Below are 703 nucleotides of genomic sequence, written 5' to 3'. Positions count from 1 at the left end.
ACCCCACGGGTGGCGAGGTCACGCAGTTGCCAGTTGTACTCGTCGGCGTCACTGAGCGCTTTCGCGAAGATCGTCGGGTTGGTTGTCACCCCGACCACGTGCTTCTCCCGACGAAGCTGATCCAGCCCGCCGGAGCTCAGCCGCACCCTTGAAAGATCATCGAGCCAGACCGCGACGCCTGCCGCGGTGAGTTCGCTCAATCTGTCCGTCATGTGCTGACCTTCTCTCAGTTACCGGTGGTGTAGCCAGTGATCTCGCCGACCCGCGCCAGCGACGCGTGCGCGGCGGCGACGATGTGGTCGGGAGTGAAACCGAACTGCTCGAACAGGACCGTGTGCGGCGCGCTCGCACCGTAGTGTTCCAGGCTCACGCTCTCGCCCAGATCGCCGACCAGGTCACGCCAGGACATGCCGATGCCGGCCTCGACGCTGACCCGGGCCCGTACGGCCCGCGGCAGCACCGACTCGCGGTACGCCGAGTCCTGCTCCCGGAACCACTCCTGGCACGGCATCGAGACGACCCGGGTCGGCGTGCCGGACGCCTCCAGCCGGTCCCGTGCGGTGAGGCAGAGCTGCACCTCGGAGCCGGTGCCGATGAGGATCACCTCGGGCTGCGCGGTGGACGCCTCGGCCAGGATGTAGCCGCCCTTGGCCACGCCCTCGGCGGAGCCGAGCGTCTCCCGGTCGAGGGTCGGCAGCGGCTG

The 703-nt window shown here is 68.8% G+C and carries 2 protein-coding genes; both read right to left on the bottom strand.

What is annotated here, in order from left to right; translation table 11 throughout:
- On the bottom strand, positions 1–212 hold a 212-nt coding region (locus ACLJQE_RS44670), incomplete at its 3' end, for a transaldolase family protein (protein WP_410645926.1).
- 14 nt (positions 213–226) lie between these two features.
- The coding region (locus ACLJQE_RS44665; RefSeq protein ID WP_410645925.1) for a transketolase-like TK C-terminal-containing protein at positions 227–703 on the bottom strand (477 nt) is incomplete at its 5' end.

The sequence above is a fragment of the Amycolatopsis sp. lyj-346 genome (genome assembly GCF_046548975.1).
Classification (GTDB): Bacteria; Actinomycetota; Actinomycetes; order Mycobacteriales; family Pseudonocardiaceae; genus Amycolatopsis.
The sequence above is the reverse complement of the archived record's forward strand: the minus strand, read 5'-3'. Positions and strand labels throughout refer to the sequence as shown.